Raw genomic sequence first — 19,426 nt, forward strand, 5'->3', positions numbered from 1 at the left:
TGGCTATTTAGTCTCAACGTCATCAAACAGTCATGAAGCTGTCGTGAAATACGGGGCTGAACGCGAAAGCGCTCAGCCCTTTTTCATTCTCTTCGAGACGACCATGACCATAACAGAGCAGCTGAGCGCACTGAGTTCCATTCTGGCTCGTGGTGATTTGCACAGTTTGTTCCAGCCCATCGTCTCGCTGTCGGAGCACCGTATTCTGGGCTATGAAGCCCTGACTCGCGGCCCGTCCAACAGCGCCCTGCACTCGCCCTTGAACCTGTTCGCCATCGCCCGCCAGGCCGGTCGCCTGAGCGAGCTGGAGTTGAGCTGCCGGGACAGCGCCTGCCGGCGTTTCAGTCAGCAGAAGTTGCCGGGCAAGCTGTTTCTCAACGTCTCCCCCGAATCGCTGCTCGAAACCTCTCATCCTCCAGGTCGGACTCTGGAAATGCTGCGTCGGTACCACATCGCGCCCAAGGACGTGGTCATTGAATTGACCGAGCAGATGCCGACCGATGATTTCGATCTGCTGTACAACGCCTTGCACCACTATCGCGACATGGGTTTTTCCATCGCGCTGGACGATCTCGGTGCCGGTTATTCGAGTTTGCGACTCTGGTCGGAGCTGCGCCCGGACTACGTGAAAATCGATCGGCACTTCATCGACGGCATTCACCAGGATGCGGTAAAGCGCGAGTTCGTCGGCTCCATGCTGCAGATGGCCAAGGCCTCCAGAGCGACGGTGATTGCCGAAGGCATCGAATTGCCAGAAGAGCTGGCGACGCTTAAAGAGATGGGCGTGAACCTGGTTCAAGGCTATCTGCTGGCTCGCCCTCAGGAGCGCCCGCCGCGCGATACCCGCGCCATGCTGCCCAGAACAGAGATCGCAGTGGCGCCGCTCAACGAAGAAGCCGCCGATCTGTCTGCCCTGCTCAACCCACAGCCATCGGTCAGCCAGTCCACTCCCACAGCTGAAGTCCTGGAAGCGTTTCGCAGGCAGGCCAACCTAAACTCTCTGGCGGTGCTGGATGACGAAGCCCGACCGTGTGGCATCGTCCACCGGCACTCGCTGTCAGAAGCACTGCTCAAGCCCTTCGGTACCGAGCTGTTTGCCCGCAAACCGATCAGCCGCCTGATGAGCAGTGACTTTCTGGCCGTTGAAGTCAGCCAGTCGCTGCAACAGGTCAGCCGGCTGTTGACCAGCCGTGCCCGGCAGCGCATCGAGGAGGATTTCATCATCACCTCGAACGGTGCCTATCTGGGACTGGGCCGGGTGATCGACGTACTCAAGCTGATTACCGAGATGAAGATCCAGCAGGCACGTTACGCCAACCCGCTGACCCTGCTGCCCGGCAACGTTCCGATTCAGCAGTGCCTGACTCGGCTGCTGCAGCAGGGCCGTGCGTCGATGATCTGCTACGTGGACATCGACAGCTTCAAGCCCTTCAATGACATCTACGGTTACGCCCGTGGCGACGAGGTATTGTTGTGTCTGGCGCAATGCCTGAGCGACCGCGTCGATCCGGCCAGGGACTTTGTCGGGCACATCGGCGGGGATGATTTTCTGATGGTGCTGGGCTTTGATGACTGGGAACGGCGCCTGAAAACCCTGCTGGATGATTTTCAGAATCAATGTCGACGTTTCTACCGCGCAGAACACCTGGAAGCCGGTTGCTTCATCGCCCTCAACCGTCAGGGGCAACGCCAGGAATTCCCCCTGCTGTCACTGTCGATTGGCGTGGTCCACCTGCATGAAGAAAGCTGCACGCTGGTCGATGCCAGCCAGTTGGCCGACCTCGCCTCACAGGCCAAGCACTTCGCCAAGGATATCGCCGGCGCAAGCATTCACGTCATCGATTCGACGCGACTGGATTTGTTGATGCAGGCGTAAGGGCCGGTGTCATACCCTTACTGCGCTTCAACTTCCGGATAACTGTATTCAAAGACCCGAACCACCTCCGAGGCGTGCCAGGAGGCTGCAGCGACACCGTCCGAAGGCCCGGAGAAACGGCCCAGGCGCTCGGCGCACTCGAAAAACCCAGGCCGCGGCAGGCGGCTTGCGCCCTGGCTGATGACCAGCGAACTGCGCAAGGGCTGTTCGGCGCGGGCATCCATGGCGGCCAGGTGCTCCAGGGCCGCGGTGAGGGTCTGCATGGCCGGGCTGGGCAATTGCAGGCGCTCCACAAGAGCGCGATAGGTCAGCAGATGCCGTTGGCGCCGGGCCAGATCGAGTTCATTGAGCAACCCGTCCCAATGCTGACGACTGATGCGCACGCTCACGACTCACCTCGCCAGCCCGGTACCCCAAGCTCCCACGCCAGGCTACGTTTGATTGCGCCGTCCGGCTGACGAGTACCGTTTTCGATCAATTCCAGATAGGACGGGCTGATCCCGACGGTACGCGCCAGGCTCGCCGCTTCAAGGCCCTTGGCCTCGCGCAGCGCACGCAACTCATCGAACCCGGGAAGCTCACTGGCGGTGGTACCGGAAGTCGATGCAGCCGGCTCGCTGGATGGCTTGTCGGCCAGTCCGGCGGCCTTGAGCAGCGCTTGATACTGTGACCAGGGCAGCACGGCGTATTCCGGCTCCCCGTCACGGGATATTACTTGAAGATCCATAGAGTCACCTTGTACTACACGACCACCTACTGATCAGGCCTGATCCATAGGCAGGCATCTTAACAGCGGAACGCCAGGGCTTGTGTTCATTGCGTGAGACTTACACCTTGCCCCGCTCTTGCTCCAGCAATGCCTGAGTCTTTGGCAGTTGCTCGACCACAATGAGTTTCTCGGGCGATTGCTGCGCGCGCCATGCACGAAAGGCGTCCAGCTCATTGCTCAGGTGCTTGGTAACCCATGCCAGCACGGCAATGTCATCGAGCATGCCGAGGCCGGGTATCCAGTCAGGGATCGCATCCAGCGGGCTGAGGAAGTACATCAGACCGGCGACGATGGACAGGATCGCTTTGGGGCTTATGCTGCGGTATTCGCCACGCCAGTAAGCCAGGCACAAGGCCTGCAGCAAACGCAGATCGTCCTTGAGCTTACCCAGACGACTGCCTTCACTGTTGCCCTTGCGCGCAACAGCAAACAACAGTCCTGGCAATCGTCCAGCGGCCAGCAGACGCCGGGCTCCTGGCAGATAACGGATAAAATTCCATGGTGCTTTCATACCCACTCCCGTTCAGCAAATCGTTGTTCGATAAAAGCAGATCCGCTGAACCTGCCTGGACAGTGCCACAAGGTTATCCACAATAATTGTGGATAACCTTGTGAACAGCGGCTTTTTTCCAGCCTCAACACCCCATTTTCGGGGGGCCGTAGTCAAATCGGGCGTTTTTTACTCACAAAAAAACTACAAACGTGTGAACCCGACACCTTCTATGAAACGAATGCCTGGATCTTGCCGGACTGTCGGACAATGCTTTTGCATGCATCCATGATAGTGGGACTGCCCGAATGGCCAAGCGTTCGGGAAATAAGCCGGACACAAAAACGCCCTGTCGAGACAGGGCGTTTTCTGTAGCCAGGTGGTGCGTTACTTCTTGGCCGGAGCCGAAGCGGCAGGGGCTGCCTCTTCTTCGTCGGCATCAGCACCAGGCGTCGGTGCCGCTGCAGGGTCTTTGATACCCAGCAGTTCGAGATCGAACACCAGTACCGAGTTGGCCGGGATCGCCGGGCTCGGGCTCTGTGCGCCGTAAGCCAGATCACTCGGGATGAAGAGTTTGATCTTCTCGCCGACGTGCATCAGTTGCAGACCTTCGACCCAACCCGGAATCACACCGCCAACAGGCAGGTCGATCGGGCTGCCGCGCTCAACGGAACTGTCGAAGACCTTGCCGTCGATCAGCTTGCCTTCGTAGTGAACAGTCACAACATCGGTAGGCTTGGGCTGAGCGCCATCGGCTTTCTTGATGATCTGATACTGCAGGCCGGAAGCGGTGGTGACCACGCCGTCCTTTTTACCGTTCTCTTCGAGGAATTTCTTGCCAGCGGCAGAAGCTTCTTCGCTCATCTTGGCCAGACGCTCTTCGGAACGCTTTTGCAGCGCGGAGAAGGCTTCAACCAGCTCTTCGTCCTTGAGTTTCTGATCTTTCTTGCCGACAGCGTCTTCGATACCCAGGGCCACAGCCTTGGAATCCAGATCATCCATACCTTCCTGAGCCAGGCTTTTGCCCATGTTCAGACCGATGCCATAAGACGCTTTTTGTGCTGGGGTTTTCAGCTCTACGGTGCTGGCTTGCTTGTCACAACCTGCGAGTACCAGACCGACCAGGGCAATCGCCGCTGCCAACCGATGCTGTTTCATGCTAATTCCTTGTTCATGCGCCAAAAGGGCAAACGAGTAAAGCCGCGAGCTTATCAGGCCGCCGCGATCAATGGCTACCGGCATGAGAGGCAGAAAACGCCGATAAGTTCAGGTATCCAAAGGTTTTCCCGGATCTGTACCGCATTGTTCAGTTGCAGTTCAGTTTGCAATTCATACAGGCAAGGCGCTGGCTCGCTGCAAAGGGCTCAGGCCACCGGACTGATCACACCGGCATCCGGCCAGCGCTCACTCGTCTGCAGCACGCGCAGAAGCCCGGCCCGCGCGACCCGAAGGACGAAATCCTGCACGCTGAGGGTACCGGCAGCGAGCTGCGCCTGAATGGAATCGGCCCCGGAGTACACCCGCGATACGCTTTGCAACAGTTGAAACTCCTCGTCGGACTGGCTGGGGGTGTAACAGAGCAGCGCGCCGTCGGCGGCCGAGAAATAAACCGCGGACATCTCGAACCCATAGCGAATCGGCAAGCCTTTGCGGCGCTTTTCCGGTTTGTGCCGATAGCTGAACACCCGATGCAGGTCATCCGGCTCGAAGAAATCGTTGATGACTGCACGCCCGCCCTCGGCGGCCAGATTGGCAGAGCAGAAATACATACCGTCCACACGGTAGCCGTCAGGTAATGCAGGCCGGTAATACGCATCGGGATGGAACGCCGAACACGGCGCATACACCGGCATGCCATCATCGATAATCGGCTCGGCAGCCCGATAGGCTCGCGTGACCGGATTGAACAGCAGAAAACCGATGATTTGCGAGTGAATACGACTGCCGATACGACCATGTGCGTAACGTGCAGCTTCATCGGCACTGCTGAACGGCGCGCTGAGGCTCAGAGGCCGGGGTGGCCATTGCGCGTCGCAACTTGCGGGCGACTTGGCGGGCGGTCTAAGAGCGGCAGCCTCGTCGGGGTAAGGGTGCCAGTCGGCCGCGACTTTGCCGGCCTGCCCCCACAGGCGACTGGGCACGATCACCTGCAGATCCCCGGCACCGGCCAGCAGGCGGACCACATCACTGGGCATCATGCTGAGGTTCTGCAACGCCTTGTGGATCTGGCTGAGCTCACACAGGTGCGGCATGCTCTGCGGACCGGAGACGCGCGCAAGCAGGGTGTCTTCGGCGGCAGAGCGCGACAGCGTGTACTTGATCAGGGAACCGTCCGGCCCGGAAAGGTAGGTCGCGGCACACACCTCCTGATCATCGATGACCGCATAGATGTCGCCGGCTGAAAAACTGTTCGGGTAAGTGACCTTTTCACTCTCCGGCCACTCGTCGAGCCCGGCCTGCAGTGACGGGTGAGAATGGTAGACCGCATAGTCCTCATGCCCTTGCGGGTAGAGCACGTAACCTTCCTGCTCATTACGCGGAAACACTTCGTTGGGATCGAAGCTGAACTGGCTGCCGTTCATGGGTTCGGTCGCAACATACTTGCCGTCCCTGCGAATCAGAATGAAACCGCCGTATTCGCGATCACGCCGGTTGCCGATTCGCTCATGGGCATAACGCGCCGCGTCATCAGGATGATCGAACGGCGCGCTGAGCGCCGGCATGTCGGAATGGTGATCGATGGATCGTTTGTAGAGTCTTTTTCTGAGGTACATCCGGGGCTCCTTGAAAGCCTGACTGATTGAGTCATGAGCGTAAGGAAACCCGACACAGCGAGTGACATAGATGAATATGGCGTCACGTAGGTCAGCCGGCGCGAACAACATGAAATTAAAGATAATTTTTAAGCACTCCGGGATGTGCTTCGATCCTCGGCGTGGGCGAATCTGCCCAGCCCCTGCGTCGACCATCGCGACTGGCGATCAGGGCTCGTGCAGCATGTCGTGCTCAGGAACGTTTTATGCAATCGACCACTCGTTTTCGCCCAAAGCGCTCGACAGCTCGCCAGTGGGCAAGCCTGGCCGTGATCGCAGCAGCAGCCATGTTGCCGGTCAGCGCAGCCCACGCCACCAAGAAGCCGCCTTTGGTTGTCACTGAGGGCATCAAGGCCTACCGGCTGTGCACAGGCTCAGACAAGCTGTCACACGTCATCGAGGGGTCGATTGATCAACAGGCCATGACCGATGTCAGCGCCCTGCACTTCAAGGAAACCCCGGCGCACTCGACCTTTGACTGGCATCCGGCACCCGAAGAGCAGTACGTGATCACCCTGTCCGGCACGCTGGAATTTTCCACCACGGGTGGCGAGAACTTTGTCCTGCACCCCGGGGAAGTGTTGCTGGCACAGGACACTACCGGCCCCGGTCATCGCTGGAAGCTGATCGACGATCAGCCTTGGCGACGTGCGTACATCATCACCAAGCCAGGCGACAAGAGCGCGTTCGTGCCGAAGGACGGAGCGCCTGCGAAGGGCTGCTGATGCCTTGACGTAACCGCTGTCAGCGAGCGCGATTAAATCGACGCATCCACCGCCGGCTCGGAAATTTCGATCAGGTTCAGATCCGGGTCACGCACATACACCGACTGGATCGGTCCGGTGGCGCCGGTGCGCTCGACCGGACCCTCAACGATAGGCCACTCCTGCTCCTGCAGGTGCACAATCACCTGCTCCAGCGGGATGGTGGCGATGAAACACAGATCCAGCGCACCCGGCACTGGCAAATGGGCCTTGGGCTCGAACTCCTTGCCGCGCTCATGGACGTTGATTTTCTGATTGCCGAAGCGAAATGCCAGACGCCCCTGACGAAAGCGTTCAGGGGTCATACCCAGAACGCGTACGTAAAAGTCCTTGCAGGCGTCGATATCGGCAGTGGTCAGTACCAGGTGGTCCAGATGATCAATCACGGGATCAGCTCCGTTTGGAATAGAATTCTGTTTTACGACAACGGCCACGTTTCGGATCAGATGATGCCTAGCCGACGCCACTCGGCACGTGTGGACGCATTGATGCCATGCGCTTCAAGCACGGCATCGGTGTGTTGACCGAGTGTAGGCGCAGACGACCGTACCTGACCCGGCGTGTCTTGAAGTTTAGGCACGATACCCGGAAGGGTGACGGGCGTTCCGTCGTCCAGCGTGCCCTGCAACAGCATGTTCCGCGCCTGATAATGCGGGTCGCTGGCGATGTCGGCAGCATCGTAGATCTTGCCTGCCGGGATACGTGCTTCGTTGAGCGCCGCAAGCACTTCGTCCATCGAGCGTTCGGCGGTCCAGGTCGAAATGGCCGCATCAATGCGTGCCACATGCCTGACCCGGCCGTCGTTGTGCTGAAGCTCGGGGTCACTGGCCAGGTCCGCGCGGCCGATCTTTTCCATCAGGCGCCGGAAGATACTGTCGCCATTACCCGCGATCAGCGCGTACTTACCGTCATTGCAACGGTAGGCATTGCTCGGAGCGATACCTGGCAGGCTGCTGCCAGCCGGCTCCCGAACAGTGTCGAATACCGAATACTCGGGAATCAGGCTTTCCATCATGTTGAACACTGACTCGTACAACGCGACATCTACCTGTTGCCCGTCGCCGCCATTCTGCTCGCGGTGACGAAGCGCCAGCAGAATACCGATGACGCCGTGCAGTGCTGACAACGAATCACCAATCGATACGCCGACACGCACAGGCGTGCGTCCTGCCTCACCCGACAGGTGCCGCAAACCGCCCATGGCCTCGCCGATCACGCCAAAACCCGGCCGGTCGCGATACGGGCCGGTCTGCCCATAACCAGACACGCGCAGCATGATCAGTTTCGGATTGAGGGCGTGCAGCACTTCCCAGCTCAATCCCCAGCCTTCAAGTGTGCCGGGACGGAAGTTCTCGACCAGTACGTCGGCATCCCGGATCAGCCGACGCGCCACTTCCTGCGCTTGAGGCTGGCGCAGATCGAGGGTCACCGACTGTTTGTTGCGGGACTGCACCGCCCACCAGACGGACGTGCCGTTATGCAGCAAACGCCATTTGCGCAGAGGATCGCCGGTCAGCGGCGGCTCGACCTTGATGACCTCGGCACCGAACTCGGCGAGGATCTTCGCCGCGAAAGGCCCGGCAATGAGCTGACCAAGCTCCACTACCTTGATGCCCTGAAGAGGTAGGCTCATGACACGTCCGTTCTTGTTGGGAGGTAGAGGAATGATCTGCGCAAATGCGCTGGATGGAAAGCCGGACGGTGCGCCGCCAGACCTGACCACCGTAAAAAACCCCGCACCAGGCGGGGTTCATTGAATCAATTACTGCAGGCCAACTGGAAACTCATCGAGGAATCACCCGAAGCACCCCGTTTACCAACCATAAGCCCTAATACATTGACCTGCTCTGTCGTTGCAGCGCCGCCCAACTTGGCGTGTCCGTAGAACAGCCGCTCATGATCACTGGTATCAATGGAAGATACAGAGCAGAAACCTGGAGACTTTTCAAACTGCCCTTCCTTGAAGAACACCTTATAAGTAGCGAAGTAGTCTTTTTGGCTGCTGTAACTTACAGACTTGATCCATGGGGACGACCGAGCAACGACATTGCCATGCTGGTCGATGGTCGCCGTGTGCAGTTCCGGCATGGCCAGCGCACTTGCAGAGAGGATCAAGGCGGCGGTGCCTGCAAGCAGTTTAAAACGATTTTCCATAGTTATCCCTTCACTCAATATAGTATTAGCTCACCTGAATCAGGCGGCCGATTTGGATTAATTATTTTGAGTACTCGACAGACATGACTGATGTCTGAATACCCCGTCAACCCATTCAGCTAATACCAGCAAAGAAGATAAATCAAGCATTCACCGAGACTAACTAACAAGTCTGGTTTTAACTTCAAAAATTAAGGAAATTACTTACATCCGCGAAGAATAATTCCTACATAAGTTTAATAAAACTGCCGCGGGGGCATTGCAGGAGGAGGGTTAGATTTCCAAACGACAGAAAGCAGAAAGCCCGCACTAGGCGGGCTTTCTGTTTGCTTCAAGGAGTTCAAGGGCCTTGAAGCGGAATATGGCGCAGCGGACGGGACTCGAACCCGCGACCCCCGGCGTGACAGGCCGGTATTCTAACCGACTGAACTACCGCTGCGCGTAACACTAAAAGCGAGTTTGGTGGGTGATGACGGGATCGAACCGCCGACCCGCTGCTTGTAAGGCAGCTGCTCTCCCAGCTGAGCTAATCACCCTTCACTCTCGGTGTGGCGCGCATTCTACGGAGCTACCTGTACTCTGGCAAGCACTTTTTTAAATAATTTTTATAATCCTTCCAAAGGCTTACAAACGCTCTGTACAGGGTTGGCCGCAGCGGCTGAGGAGCGAATAATGCCCGCCTTTGTATAGAAAGAGAGATTCACCTCATGTGGTTCAAAAACCTGCTTGTCTATCGCCTGACCCAGGACGTGCCTTTTGATGCCGAAGCGCTGGAGACAGCACTGGCGACCAAGCCGGCGCGTGCCTGCGCCAGCCAGGAGGTAGCCACCTATGGTTTCGTCGCTCCTTTCGGCAAGGGCGAAGACGCTCCATTGGTACATATCAGTCAGGACTTCATGCTGATCGCAGCACGCAAGGAAGAACGCATTCTGCCGGGCAGCGTCGTGCGTGACGCGCTCAAGGAAAAGGTCGACGAGATCGAAGCCGAGCAGATGCGCAAGGTCTACAAGAAGGAACGCGATCAGCTCAAGGATGAAATCATCCAGGCGTTCCTGCCGCGTGCGTTTATCCGTCGCTCCGCCACCTTCGCGGCCATCGCACCCAAGCAGGGTCTGATTCTGGTCAATGCGTCCAGCCCCAAGCGTGCCGAAGACCTGCTGTCGACGCTGCGTGAAGTGATGGGCTCGCTGCCGGTGCGTCCACTGACGGTCAATGCCTCGCCAAGCGCGACCATGACTGAATGGGTCAAGACCCAGAAAGCGGCCGACAACTTCTTCGTGCTGGACGAGTGCGAACTGCGCGACACCCACGAAGACGGCGGTATCGTGCGCTGCAAGCGTCAAGACCTGACCGGCGACGAAATCCAGCTGCACCTGAGCACAGGCAAGGTCGTGACCCAACTGTCGCTGGCCTGGCAGGACAAATTGTCGTTCGTACTGGACGACAAAATGATCGTCAAACGCCTCAAGTTTGAAGACCTGCTGCAGGATCAGGCTGAACAGGACGGCGGCGACGAGGCTCTTGGCCAACTGGATGCCAGCTTTACCTTGATGATGCTGACCTTCGGCGAGTTTCTGCCGGAGCTGTTCGAAGCGCTGGGTGGCGAGGCCGTCCCTCAGTAAGCGGCTTGCGCATGGTGTTTCCCGGTGAGTCCTGAAACAGCGCGAATGCTTTTCAGGGCCTTACCGGGCTCGCCCGGCCCGCAGTGACTTCCCCTGCCCTGCGCACACTCACCTCCCTTCAAAAGGTTCAGCGATCGGCAACCATGTGCCTGAGGCGTTCCTGAATCTTGCTTTTATACAGACGCGCCGGCTCGCCGCCCGCCGGGCGATGGTACATCCCCGCCGCGCTCACCCAATCACCGGTTTGCTGGTAATACTGGCGCAACAGCAAGGCAGCGCTTTGCAGGTTGTGGATCGGATGCAGCGCATCGCAAGGCTCGCGGAAGCGGGCACGCCCGATATAGCCCCAATTCTGCTGGGTGAGCCCGATATCCACTGCGTAGATGCCCTCTTCGACAATTGCCTTGTGCACGGCCTGGCAGGCCAGTTCACGGGTTTCGAAACGCAAGGGTTTGCCTTTGACGTTCAGGGTCCAGGGCCAGGGATAGAAACCGATCTGCAGGCGCGTGTTGCTCTCGGTCTGCGCTACCGCGTACAGCAACTGCTCGGGAACGCCGGCAGCCTCGGCCACTTGCCTATAGGCGGTGGGTGGCCTCGCCCAGGCGAGATCGGCCATGAAAAGACCGAGAAACACCAGCCAGGCACCGGCCTGACCCGTCCTTTTACAGCACCCGCGCCTCATGCCGGGAGAGCTGACATTCATAACGACTTCCTTGATGAAGAAGATGACGAACAGCAGGCATCAGTAACGGATGTCCGGCATGTTGTTCTGGTTATTGATGCGTTGTTGCTGCATCTGCTGGCGCAGACGCTGCTGCTCGACGATGCGACGCTGAACATTGCGCTGGTAGTTGAGCTGCTGTTGCCGTTGACGCTGCTGGTTCTGGCGACTGTTCTGCAACTGCTGGCGCTGCTGCTGTGCCGCCTGACATTGCGCAACCACTGTGGCCAGTTGTCGACGAGCATTGCCCGCGGCAATGCCGTCCTGTTCGGCGGTGGCCTCGGCCAGCCGCTGGCTCGCGGCGCTGTGGGCCTGAGCGCAGGCGCTCGGAGAAGGCCCTGCTGCCAGAGAAAGACACGGCAATCCCGCCAACACTATTGCCAGGTACAGCTTGATTTTCATGATCCTGTCTCCGCTTGCGTCACCGCACTTGAGCCTGTGTGGTCACAGCCTGCGAAAACGTTGCATGCCGCTGATCAATTGATCAGATCACGCCAGCCCGGATCGATATCCAGTGCAATGCCGGCCTCATGCACGGCGAACAGCAAACGATAGAGCGCGGCGCGGTCATCGACCCGACACAGTGAAGGAAAGTCGCCGATGGGATGGGGGAGAAACATCGTTGCCGGGAAGTCTTCCACCTTCAGACCTCCCGGACGAGGCCTGATGTCGTGGTCCAGAGGAACGATGCCGGCAGCATCATCGTCGAGGGCAGCCAGGATCATTTCGATGCGTCCGGCCATCTCGGCGCAGGCCGGATCGAAAGGTTCAGGGCTGTCACCCAGGCTGCGCCGGTACGCGGCATTCCATGCCTGGGTGTCGGCGTAGGTCGGCCCGCCATAGTCAAGCAGCGGGGCCAGCAGCAACAGCTCGTAACGAGCAGGTATGGCAGCGGGCCCGTCAGGCTCGGCGTTCAGTACCAGAGGCGCGCTGCCATGCCAGAGGCTCCACAGCTCAGGGCCTTCGCGACGCGCCTGAAGCGAGAGAATCTGCTGGCCGACGCCGAGGGTCTGCAAACTTTGTACGCCACTGCGCTCGCCCCCCATCGCCAGCAGGTCTCCACTGCTCAGCAACTGACGCAGATGGCTGTCGCTCAGTTGGGCTGCACGCGCAGTGGAAGAGGTCAATGGCAAACCGTCGGGCAACGCCGGCAGGCCGGGCTGGCTGAAACCCGCCAGGCCATCGATCTCGCACAGCAACTGCCCCCCGGCCCACAAACGGGCTATTCCGGCACCGCTGGCGCGCACGCCGAACACCAGCCGACGATGTTCGGCAAAGCGCTGAAACATCTGCGCATGGGAATCCGGCATCCCTGACCAGGCAGTCTTGCAAACCCGCTGAATGCTCTGATCAAGAGGATCCTGAACCGCCCTTGACGGGATGGCCTCGGACCCCGGCTGAACCTGACGAGGACGGCCAATCCTGAAGTTCGACATGCTCACCTCTCACGCGCGAAACCCTTCTGGCAGGCAGTCGCGCAACTGCGAACGGGCCCTGGAAAGCCGCGATCGAATTGTACCTATCGGCACACCCAGAGCATCCGCTGCTTCCTGATAACTGCCTTCGGTCTCGACCGTGATTTCCAGCGTATGGCGCATGACCGCTGGTAATACAGAGATGGCCTGGACAGTCTGCTGGAGGTCGCGATAACTCTCGATGTGGCCGAAAATATCCTGAGTGGGCTCAGCATGCGCCAGTTGCTCTTCGAACTCAACGTGCATGGGGCGCCGGTAAACCTTGCGGAAGTGATTGCGGATCAGATTCAGCGCTATACCGCAAAGCCAGGTTTCCGGTTTGCTCTGCTGCAGAAATTTGCCCTCTGCGTGCAGAGCCTCGACGAAGGTCTGCTGAAGAATATCTTCGGCATCTTCCTGATGAATGACGCGCTTGCGTATGAAGTTCTGCAGTTTCTGGAGTTGTTGTTGGGTCAACTGAGCGAAGCACGAGGTGCCGGATGGCGTGGGCAGCAGGCTCTGATTCATGGCATTCATATGAAGTATTCCCTTAGATCATTCGCCGTGAGCGCTTCACGGCGATGCTGAAGGTCCTATAGCGAAACCTGTGCCACCCTCCTGAATGCCTTTAAATCATTGTTATGAATGGTATTTTCAGAAAACGCAGGTCGCCTGCCCCGCAATCTTTTGCAAGCACTCCCGAAAAGCTCCGCAATATTTTGCAAAATCCGGATACAAGGCCGATGAGCGCCTTTTGCATGGAACCGGATAGCGCCTGCGACCACACAGAGGAGTGTTCTCCAGACGCGTATCCGGCCCATGTCCCTCGAACGTATCAATACTTTCCAGCCGACCACCGTCCAGACAGCGGCGCCTCAGGCTGCGGCTGCGACGACGGCAAAAGCCGCGGTGACCACGGTTCATCAACAGCACGAGTCAGCTCACTTGAGCCAGTTGATGAGCGCAGCCCTGGTCGCCACCGGCAAGTTATTGAGTCAGCGTGAAGTGGTTTGCGGCAAGCATGCCAACAGCCAGCCCATGAGCCTGCAGCAGCTGTTGCAGGGCATGGGCAATCATGGGTCGATGAATATCAATGCCCAGCTCAACAAGACACGCCAACTGCTGCGCCAGCAGAAATCGCTGAAGGAGATTCTCAAGGATCAGGGCGACAACCCGCTGCAGACGCATCTGCTGCTCGAGGAAATCAACCATCAGGCCAGAGAGCGAGGCGATGACAGCGAGGCAGAGCAGGCTCAGTCCTGTCTGGAGGCACTGGACGCCGAGCATGGTGAGGAGATTCGCAGTGGCCTTAGCATCACGCCGGCGCTGACTCAGGCCGTGAAGAACCCCGACCTGCGTGACAGCATGCGCAAGGTCTATTACGAGCACCTGATCAAGAACCCGTCACTGGGCAACTTCATCGAGGCGGTGCTGCACCTGTGCGGCGAAGAGCATTTCCTCAAGGGGCTGCGCGCCTTGCAGCAGGCTTTGGCGGACGACATTGCCAATCTGGCGCAGCTGCCTCAGGAGGGCAAGCTTCGCTCATTGATGGAAAGTCTGGGGTGTACCAGCCAGGTAAACAACCTGATGCATGGCTGCTCGGAGCTGGTAGGCCGCATGGCTGCCAAAAACCCGGCCATGACCCTCAGCACCATTATGCTGATGCGCCAGTTGATGCAGTTGGCCAAAAAGTCGATGAACGTAGTCGATGCCCAAAAACTTTCGGAACAAGCCGGCGGTCCTTCGCCCTCGCTGAAATTGACCTTTCTCAACCGCCTGCAAAAGTTGGTTGCCAACGTATGCCGTGACGAAAAGATTCTTCAGACCTCGTTGCGCAACGTGAAGCTGGTCACAGACGACCTGGTGCCGATCGAGCGCAAGGCCTTGCCTGATCGGAGGAGCCGCTCATGAATGCCGTGCTCAACGGTTTGACCCGGGTGGCCGTCGCCGCCTCGAAACGTTCGGAAGTCGCCGGTGCGATCATCGTCATCGGCATCGTCTTCATGTTCATCACCCCCCTGCCGACCGGACTGGTGGACGTGCTGATCGCGGTGAATATCTGCGTCTCCTGCCTGCTCATCATGCTGGCCATGCAGCTTCCCAAACCCTTGGCCTTTTCGACCTTCCCGGCCGTGCTGTTGCTGACCACCATGTTTCGCCTGGCACTGTCGATCGCCACCACCCGACTGATCCTGCTCGAGCAGGACGCAGGGCACATCGTCGAAGCCTTCGGCAACTTCGTCGTCGGTGGCAACCTGGCAGTGGGCATGGTGATCTTCCTGATCCTGACGGTGGTGAACTTCCTGGTCATCACCAAGGGCTCGGAACGGGTGGCGGAAGTCGGTGCGCGTTTCACTCTCGACGCCATGCCGGGCAAGCAGATGTCGATCGACAGCGATTTGCGCGCCGGGCTCATCAGCGTCGATCAGGCCCGTCAGCGGCGTGCGGACCTGGGCAAGGAAAGCCAGCTGTTCGGCGCCATGGATGGCGCGATGAAGTTCGTCAACGGCGACGCTATCGCAGGCCTGATCATTGTCGCGATCAACCTGATTGGTGGTATCTCGATCGGCGTGGTCCAGCACGGCATGGCCGCTGGCGACGCGATGCAGCTCTATTCGGTACTGACCATCGGTGACGGCCTGATTGCGCAAATTCCGGCGCTGCTGATCTCGATCACCGCTGGCATGATCATCACCCGCGTGCCCAACGAGGAAAGTGACGAGAACTCCAACATCGGTGGCGACATCGCCAAGCAACTGGGTGCACAACCCAAGTCACTGATCATCGCATCGGTGGCCATGCTTGGCTTCGCAGCCCTGCCGGGCATGCCGACCATGGTGTTCGTGGTGATTTCGATTCTGGTCGGCAGCCTGGGGGTTTTCCTGCTGCGCAGCCGCAACCCGAAACTGCAGCCTGCCGCTCCCCAGGTGCCGCCTGAACAGAATGGCGAGCGGGATATTCGTGAGTTTTTTCCCTGCCGAACCTTCCTGCTGCAGTTTCATCCGGATCAGGATCAGGCGCAGATCATCGCCCTGATCAGCCAGATACGCCAACGCCGCAACCAGCTGGTGGCGCAATTCGGCATCACCCTGCCCTCGTTCGACATTGAGTACGCCAAACACCTGGACACGGATGAGTTCCGCTTTCTGGTTTACGAGGTGCCAATGCTCAAGGCGACCTTCACCCAGGGCTTTCTCGCCGTGGAGCGTCAGTTGCTGGCGGCCGAACCGATCCATGCCCTGCCGGGCAGCGTGGCCCGCGAAGAAGGCGATCTGCTCTGGATACCTGCCGACGACCCGACACTGCAGGACGCCGAGCTTTATCCCAGTACTTCGAGCGATCTGATCGTCGATCGCATGTTCCGCGCCATGCAAGCCTGCGGGCCGCAGTTCATCGGCCTTCAGGAAAGCAAGGCGATCCTGAGCTGGCTGGAGCGCGACCAACCGGAACTGGCGCAGGAGATGCAGCGTGTATTGCCCCTTTCGCGCTTCTCCGCAGTGCTGCAGCGTCTGGCCAGTGAGTGTGTGCCGTTGCGCGCCATTCGCCTGATCGCCGAGGCACTGATTGAACACGGCCAGCATGAGCGTGAAGTGGGTGCGCTGACCGACTACGTGCGCATCGCGCTGAAGTCGCTGATCTTCCACCAGTACTGCGGTCCGGAAGGTTTGCAGGTGTGGCTGTTATCGCCGGAAAGCGAAAACCTGATGCGTGACAGCCAGCGTCAGACCCAGAACGAAACTTTCTTCGCCCTGCCCGCCGAGGCGAGCCAGCAACTGGTCGATCAACTGACAGAGGCCTTTCCGCGTCGCGCTCGCGACAGCGCCGTGCTGCTGGTCGCACAAGACCTGCGCAGCCCGTTGCGCACGCTGTTGCAGGACGAATTCCATCGAATTCCCGTGCTGTCCTTTGCCGAACTCAACAGCACAGCCCAGGTGAAGGTGCTCGGCCGACTGGACCTGGACGACGAATTGCAAAAAACCATCGCCGACGAAAACGCGGCATGAGTTTGCTTAACCGATCGAGGAGTGAGTGATGTACGAGTTACGCGTATTGAACGGCTTGCACCGCGGTGCGGCCCTGCCACTGATTGGCGATCACTGGCTGGTCGGCAGTGACGAGCAGCACGACCTGCTGCTGCAGGATCCCGGCATTGCCAAACGCCACTGCCGTCTGACGCGTGATGGCGAACACTGGCGCCTGGAAGCTGAAGACGGCTCGCTGATCGACGACAAGGGCCAGTCCTGCGACAGCCTGACTGACCTGACAGAGGCCCAGACATTCCAGCTCGGCACTGTGCAGTTGAGCATCATGTCCAGCTCGTCGAACTGGCCTGCCGTTAGCGAACCTGCGGCTGCGCCAGGTGCACCGACCGATGAGCCGACGGCAGAAGCGCAGCAAACCCAGGAGCCGCCGAGACCGGCCAAACGCCCTGCGCTGCACAAGCGACTGGCGATCGCCGGAATCGTGGTCACCCTGGCGGGCAGCGCCTGGGCCCTCACTAGCCCGGCGCCGGTGATCAGCACCGCCCGTGCGCCGGTGCAGGAGAGAGAGCCGCAGGCCCTCAGCGCAACGGATACCGTCGAAAGGCTGCAGACCATGCTCAGGGAGCGCGAACTGCGTCATGCGGTCAGCGTGAACAGTGTTTCCGAGGGGATCGAATTGCGCGGTTCATTGACCCCGGAGCAACTGGCGCTGTTCCGACGCATGCTCGAACGCTTCAATCAACAGGAAAAAAGCGCAGTCGCGGTGCTCGACCACGTCAAACCGTTCGGCCGCAAGTTGCCTTTCGACATCGTGCAGATCGCCAGCGGCAAACGGGCTCACGTGGTGCTGGCCGATAACCGCCGGTTGTTCCTGGGCGATGAGGTGGACGGCCTGCGACTGACCAAAATCGACAAGAATCACGTCGAGTTCGATGGCGACGAGCACTACGAGGTGAAGTGGTGAACCCGGGACTGGCCAGCGCTGCGCCCCTCGCCGAGTGGGCCGATGCCTGCCGTGGGCGTTTGAACAGTCTCAGCCCGGTGGTGGTCAGCGGACGGGTCAGTGCCGTCAACGGCATCCTGCTCGAATGCCAGGTGCCTGCTGTCCGGATAGGCGATCTGTGCCGCGTATACAAGACCGGCGGCGAGTCGATGCTGGCGGAAATCGTCGGTTTTACCGAAGACTGCGCCCTGCTCAGTGCACTGGGCACGCCCGAAGGCATCGAGCAAGGCGCACGGATCGAGCCATTGGGCGTCAGCCATTCGGTGAGTGTCGACGACAGCCTGCTGGGCAGCGTGCTGGACGGCTTCGGACGACGTCTGGATGGTCAGGGAGACGGTGCCTTCGCCTTGCCCGGCGAGCACCGCCCTACCCAGCCGGTGATTTGCGACGCCATTCCACCCACCCAGCGGCCACGTATCGTCGATGCAATGCCTACCGGCCTGCGTGCCATAGACGCAGCCATCACTCTGGGTGAAGGCCAGCGCGTCGGCCTGTTCGCAGGCGCGGGGTGTGGCAAGACCACACTGCTGGCCGAGCTAGCGCGCAATATGCCCTGCGATGTAATCGTCTTCGGCCTGATCGGCGAGCGTGGTCGCGAACTGCGCGAGTTTCTTGATCATGAACTGGACGACGAACTGCGCGCCCGCTCGGTGCTGGTCTGCGCGACCTCGGACCGCTCGAGCATGGAGCGCGCGCGCGCAGCCTTCACCACCACGGCCATTGCCGAGGCCTACCGACAAAGCGGTAAACGTGTGTTGCTGCTTATCGATTCCCTGACCCGGTTCGCGCGGGCCCAGCGCGAGATCGGTATTGCAGCGGGTGAACCCCTCGGCCGCGGCGGCCTGCCGCCGTCGGTTTATACCCTGCTGCCGCGCCTGGTCGAACGTGCCGGCCGCAGCGAGCAAGGCTCGATCACCGCGATCTACACCGTGCTGATCGAACAGGACTCGATGAACGACCCGGTCGCCGATGAAGTCCGCTCGCTGATCGACGGGCACATCGTGATGTCACGCAAGCTGGCCGAGCGCGGTCATTATCCGGCCATCGACGTGCAGGCCAGTCTCAGCCGTATCACCAGCAGCGTCACGGACCGCCAGCATCAGCGCGGCAACGTCACCCTGCGCCGCCTGCTGGCGGCTTATCAGCAGGTGGAAATGCTTCTGCGGCTGGGCGAATACACGCCTGGCAACGACGCCATGACCGACTGCGCAGTGCAACTGCATGAGCAGATCAACGGTTTTCTCCAGCAGGAGTTGCGCGAGCCTCAGGCGCTGCAGGACACCCTTCACCAACTTTATGCGCTGATCGATCATGCGCCGTAGGGTCGCGGTCGAGGAAGCGGCACCCGATCCAGACCCGCAACGTGACGCGCTGGTCGAGGTCGTCGCGTTGCTCACACCGCTGCGGGAGCGGCGCAAAAACAGCCTGGAACGCCGCTGCCGGGAAGAGCAGGAACAGATCAGCCGAATGCAGGCTGCCATCGAACTGGCCGAACAGGAGTGTGTTGAAGACCTGCGCCAGCAGAGGCAGGAACGCAAGGCGCTGGCGCTGCAGTGCGAGGGCCAGGTGATGAGCATCAATGGCATCCAGCAATGGCAACAACAGGAGCAGCAGCTCATGGACCGCCAGACCGAATTGCGCCTGCATACGCAACGCCTGAACCTGGAACTCGAGAACCAGCAATTGCGGGCGACAGAAGTGCAGACCGAACTGCGCGCCAGCCAGCGAGCCCTGGAAAAACTGGCCTGCCTGCGTGAAACCCTGGCCTAGACGATCT

20 protein-coding genes and 2 tRNA genes are annotated in these 19,426 nt (G+C 59.6%); 8 read left to right on the forward strand and 14 right to left on the reverse strand.

Features of this window, described 5'->3' with window-relative positions:
* Positions 1-103: 103 nt before the first annotated feature.
* Positions 104-1,876, forward strand: coding sequence for a bifunctional diguanylate cyclase/phosphodiesterase (locus JOE33_RS06155; RefSeq protein WP_025991158.1), 1,773 nt, complete (start codon positions 104-106; stop codon positions 1,874-1,876).
* A 17-nt stretch (positions 1,877-1,893) separates the two neighbouring features.
* Here the strand turns inward: JOE33_RS06155 and JOE33_RS06160 are convergent, their stop codons facing one another.
* From JOE33_RS06160 to JOE33_RS06180, 5 genes are all read right to left on the reverse strand, one after another.
* Positions 1,894-2,265, reverse strand: a complete 372-nt coding sequence (locus JOE33_RS06160; RefSeq protein ID WP_003430937.1) for a hypothetical protein — start codon at positions 2,263-2,265, stop codon at positions 1,894-1,896.
* The gene (locus tag JOE33_RS06165; RefSeq protein ID WP_187625262.1) at positions 2,262-2,603 is read right to left on the reverse strand and encodes a helix-turn-helix transcriptional regulator; all 342 of its coding nucleotides are present in this window, start codon (positions 2,601-2,603) and stop codon (positions 2,262-2,264) included. Before JOE33_RS06165 ends, JOE33_RS06160 begins: the two co-directional genes overlap by 4 nt.
* 100 nt (positions 2,604-2,703) lie before the next feature.
* A complete protein-coding gene (locus JOE33_RS06170; RefSeq protein ID WP_010439499.1) occupies positions 2,704-3,156 on the reverse strand; it encodes a YkvA family protein in 453 nt (150 codons plus the stop codon).
* 366 nt (positions 3,157-3,522) lie between these two features.
* A complete protein-coding gene (locus JOE33_RS06175) occupies positions 3,523-4,293 on the reverse strand; it encodes an FKBP-type peptidyl-prolyl cis-trans isomerase (RefSeq protein ID WP_003346532.1) in 771 nt (256 codons plus the stop codon).
* Positions 4,294-4,499: 206 nt separating this feature from the next.
* Positions 4,500-5,909, reverse strand: a complete 1,410-nt coding sequence (locus tag JOE33_RS06180) for a DUF4329 domain-containing protein (RefSeq protein WP_187625261.1) — start codon at positions 5,907-5,909, stop codon at positions 4,500-4,502.
* A 245-nt stretch (positions 5,910-6,154) separates the two neighbouring features.
* Between JOE33_RS06180 and JOE33_RS06185 the strand changes: the two genes are divergently transcribed.
* The gene (locus JOE33_RS06185) at positions 6,155-6,673 is read left to right on the forward strand and encodes a hypothetical protein (protein WP_010439491.1); all 519 of its coding nucleotides are present in this window, start codon (positions 6,155-6,157) and stop codon (positions 6,671-6,673) included.
* A gap of 32 nt (positions 6,674-6,705) precedes the next feature.
* Here JOE33_RS06185 and JOE33_RS06190 read toward each other — a convergent pair whose 3' ends face one another.
* From JOE33_RS06190 to JOE33_RS06210, 5 genes are all read right to left on the reverse strand, one after another.
* A complete protein-coding gene (locus JOE33_RS06190; RefSeq protein WP_032612100.1) occupies positions 6,706-7,098 on the reverse strand; it encodes a VOC family protein in 393 nt (130 codons plus the stop codon).
* A 56-nt stretch (positions 7,099-7,154) separates the two neighbouring features.
* Positions 7,155-8,345 carry a CoA transferase gene (locus tag JOE33_RS06195; RefSeq protein WP_187625260.1) on the reverse strand — a complete coding sequence of 397 codons (1,191 nt, stop codon included), beginning with the start codon at positions 8,343-8,345 and terminating at the stop codon, positions 7,155-7,157.
* A gap of 125 nt (positions 8,346-8,470) precedes the next feature.
* Positions 8,471-8,866, reverse strand: coding sequence for a hypothetical protein (locus JOE33_RS06200; RefSeq protein ID WP_054994556.1), 396 nt, complete (start codon positions 8,864-8,866; stop codon positions 8,471-8,473).
* A gap of 362 nt (positions 8,867-9,228) precedes the next feature.
* A tRNA-Asp gene (locus tag JOE33_RS06205) sits at positions 9,229-9,305 on the reverse strand.
* Between the two features lie 21 nt (positions 9,306-9,326).
* A tRNA-Val gene (locus JOE33_RS06210) sits at positions 9,327-9,402 on the reverse strand.
* A 171-nt stretch (positions 9,403-9,573) separates the two neighbouring features.
* Between JOE33_RS06210 and rdgC the strand changes: the two genes are divergently transcribed.
* On the forward strand, positions 9,574-10,488 hold the full coding sequence (gene rdgC / locus JOE33_RS06215; RefSeq protein ID WP_010427639.1) for a recombination-associated protein RdgC: 915 nt from the start codon (positions 9,574-9,576) through the stop codon (positions 10,486-10,488).
* A 127-nt stretch (positions 10,489-10,615) separates the two neighbouring features.
* Here rdgC and JOE33_RS06220 read toward each other — a convergent pair whose 3' ends face one another.
* From JOE33_RS06220 to JOE33_RS06235, 4 genes are all read right to left on the reverse strand, one after another.
* A complete protein-coding gene (locus JOE33_RS06220) occupies positions 10,616-11,191 on the reverse strand; it encodes a transglycosylase SLT domain-containing protein (protein ID WP_239985082.1) in 576 nt (191 codons plus the stop codon).
* A 39-nt stretch (positions 11,192-11,230) separates the two neighbouring features.
* Positions 11,231-11,611, reverse strand: a complete 381-nt coding sequence (locus JOE33_RS06225; RefSeq protein WP_010427636.1) for a hypothetical protein — start codon at positions 11,609-11,611, stop codon at positions 11,231-11,233.
* 74 nt (positions 11,612-11,685) lie between these two features.
* Positions 11,686-12,645: a hypothetical protein gene (locus JOE33_RS06230; protein WP_141250377.1), complete on the reverse strand. Its 960-nt coding sequence runs from the start codon at positions 12,643-12,645 to the stop codon at positions 11,686-11,688.
* A gap of 9 nt (positions 12,646-12,654) precedes the next feature.
* A complete protein-coding gene (locus JOE33_RS06235) occupies positions 12,655-13,200 on the reverse strand; it encodes an RNA polymerase sigma factor (RefSeq protein ID WP_010427633.1) in 546 nt (181 codons plus the stop codon).
* A 282-nt stretch (positions 13,201-13,482) separates the two neighbouring features.
* Between JOE33_RS06235 and JOE33_RS06240 the strand changes: the two genes are divergently transcribed.
* From JOE33_RS06240 to JOE33_RS06260, 5 genes are read left to right on the forward strand one after another with little or no spacing between them, the layout of a single operon-like run.
* Positions 13,483-14,574, forward strand: a complete 1,092-nt coding sequence (locus JOE33_RS06240; RefSeq protein WP_010427630.1) for an HrpJ domain-containing protein — start codon at positions 13,483-13,485, stop codon at positions 14,572-14,574.
* Positions 14,571-16,667, forward strand: a complete 2,097-nt coding sequence (gene sctV, locus JOE33_RS06245) for a type III secretion system export apparatus subunit SctV (RefSeq protein ID WP_187625259.1) — start codon at positions 14,571-14,573, stop codon at positions 16,665-16,667. Before JOE33_RS06240 ends, sctV begins: the two co-directional genes overlap by 4 nt.
* A gap of 28 nt (positions 16,668-16,695) precedes the next feature.
* A complete protein-coding gene (locus JOE33_RS06250) occupies positions 16,696-17,610 on the forward strand; it encodes an FHA domain-containing protein (protein WP_187625258.1) in 915 nt (304 codons plus the stop codon).
* A 59-nt stretch (positions 17,611-17,669) separates the two neighbouring features.
* Positions 17,670-18,971, forward strand: a complete 1,302-nt coding sequence (locus JOE33_RS06255) for a FliI/YscN family ATPase (RefSeq protein WP_240009374.1) — start codon at positions 17,670-17,672, stop codon at positions 18,969-18,971.
* The gene (locus tag JOE33_RS06260; RefSeq protein WP_122591722.1) at positions 18,961-19,419 is read left to right on the forward strand and encodes a hypothetical protein; all 459 of its coding nucleotides are present in this window, start codon (positions 18,961-18,963) and stop codon (positions 19,417-19,419) included. Before JOE33_RS06255 ends, JOE33_RS06260 begins: the two co-directional genes overlap by 11 nt.
* Positions 19,420-19,426: the final 7 nt, after the last annotated feature.

It is taken from the genome of Pseudomonas sp. PvP027 (assembly GCF_017833005.1).
GTDB lineage: Bacteria > Pseudomonadota > Gammaproteobacteria > Pseudomonadales > Pseudomonadaceae > Aquipseudomonas > Aquipseudomonas congelans.

Coding starts and splice junctions, on each gene's coding strand:
- JOE33_RS06155 (WP_025991158.1), top strand. CDS start 104: ATGACCATAACAGAGCAGCTGAGCGCACTGAGTTCCATTCTGGCTCGT.
- JOE33_RS06165 (WP_187625262.1), bottom strand. CDS start 2,603: ATGGATCTTCAAGTAATATCCCGTGACGGGGAGCCGGAATACGCCGTG.
- JOE33_RS06170 (WP_010439499.1), bottom strand. CDS start 3,156: ATGAAAGCACCATGGAATTTTATCCGTTATCTGCCAGGAGCCCGGCGT.
- JOE33_RS06175 (WP_003346532.1), bottom strand. CDS start 4,293: ATGAAACAGCATCGGTTGGCAGCGGCGATTGCCCTGGTCGGTCTGGTA.
- JOE33_RS06180 (WP_187625261.1), bottom strand. CDS start 5,909: ATGTACCTCAGAAAAAGACTCTACAAACGATCCATCGATCACCATTCC.
- JOE33_RS06185 (WP_010439491.1), top strand. CDS start 6,155: ATGCAATCGACCACTCGTTTTCGCCCAAAGCGCTCGACAGCTCGCCAG.
- JOE33_RS06195 (WP_187625260.1), bottom strand. CDS start 8,345: ATGAGCCTACCTCTTCAGGGCATCAAGGTAGTGGAGCTTGGTCAGCTC.
- JOE33_RS06200 (WP_054994556.1), bottom strand. CDS start 8,866: ATGGAAAATCGTTTTAAACTGCTTGCAGGCACCGCCGCCTTGATCCTC.
- rdgC (WP_010427639.1), top strand. CDS start 9,574: ATGTGGTTCAAAAACCTGCTTGTCTATCGCCTGACCCAGGACGTGCCT.
- JOE33_RS06220 (WP_239985082.1), bottom strand. CDS start 11,191: ATGAATGTCAGCTCTCCCGGCATGAGGCGCGGGTGCTGTAAAAGGACG.
- JOE33_RS06225 (WP_010427636.1), bottom strand. CDS start 11,611: ATGAAAATCAAGCTGTACCTGGCAATAGTGTTGGCGGGATTGCCGTGT.
- JOE33_RS06230 (WP_141250377.1), bottom strand. CDS start 12,645: ATGTCGAACTTCAGGATTGGCCGTCCTCGTCAGGTTCAGCCGGGGTCC.
- JOE33_RS06235 (WP_010427633.1), bottom strand. CDS start 13,200: ATGAATGCCATGAATCAGAGCCTGCTGCCCACGCCATCCGGCACCTCG.
- JOE33_RS06240 (WP_010427630.1), top strand. CDS start 13,483: ATGTCCCTCGAACGTATCAATACTTTCCAGCCGACCACCGTCCAGACA.
- sctV (WP_187625259.1), top strand. CDS start 14,571: ATGAATGCCGTGCTCAACGGTTTGACCCGGGTGGCCGTCGCCGCCTCG.
- JOE33_RS06250 (WP_187625258.1), top strand. CDS start 16,696: ATGTACGAGTTACGCGTATTGAACGGCTTGCACCGCGGTGCGGCCCTG.
- JOE33_RS06260 (WP_122591722.1), top strand. CDS start 18,961: ATGCGCCGTAGGGTCGCGGTCGAGGAAGCGGCACCCGATCCAGACCCG.